The following is a 767-nucleotide window of genomic DNA, read 5'->3' as shown; positions in this document are numbered from 1 at the left end:
CTCCTTCCTCGTTCACGCCGAAACTGTCGGTGCCCGGTGCCATCCTCGGTTCGGCAGGTCAACGACCGCCGGGCGTCGAGGAGCGCAGATGACGACGAACGAGACCACGAGGAGCCTGCAGGCGCGGGCGCGGCTGGACGTGCCGTTCAGCGAGAAGGACCAGGCCAAGGCGCACGGCGCTCGCTGGGACCCGGCCGCGAAGCGCTGGTACGACCTCCGGCCACCCACGACCGGGCTCCAGCCCTGGGCCGCGCTGCCCGACGTCCCGGACCTGCTGCCGGGGGAGGACCGGTCGTTCGGGTCCGGGTTGTTCGTCGACATGATCCCGAGGACCTGCTGGTTCACCAACGTCCGTACCTGCGTCTCCCCGCAGGACTGGGAGCGGCTGCGCCGGATGGTCTTCGGCCGCGCCGGGCACCGTTGCGAGGGGTGCGGTGCGACCGAGGACCGCGCCGCGCGCCGGTGGCTGGAGGCGCACGAGCGCTGGAGCTTCGACGACCGCACCGGCACCCAGACCCTGCGCCGGCTGATCTGCCTGTGCTCGCCGTGCCACCTGACCACCCACCTCGGGCACGCCAACGTCACCGGTCGCGCCGACGAGGCCCTGGCCCACCTGCGCCACGTCACCGGCATGACCGACCAACAGGCCGCCCACCACGTCGATGACGCCGGCCGGCTGTGGACGGAGCGCTCCGCGCGCACATGGCGCCTGGACCTGCGAATGATCACCGACGCCGGAGTCACGCTGCGCCGCCCCGAAGCGCCGG

The 767-nt window shown here is 72.9% G+C and carries 1 protein-coding gene; it reads left to right on the top strand.

The annotated features are described in order from the left end of the window. Window positions 1–88 precede the first annotated feature (88 nt). A partial coding sequence (locus ND486_RS28715) for a DUF5710 domain-containing protein (RefSeq protein WP_251787438.1) occupies window positions 89–767 on the top strand: 679 nt, incomplete at its 3' end.

This window comes from Pseudonocardia sp. DR1-2, from assembly GCF_023717215.1.
In the GTDB taxonomy this organism is placed as follows: Bacteria; Actinomycetota; Actinomycetes; order Mycobacteriales; family Pseudonocardiaceae; genus Pseudonocardia; species Pseudonocardia alni.
Note: the sequence above shows the minus strand (reverse complement) of the source record. Positions and strands in the feature narration are given on the sequence as shown.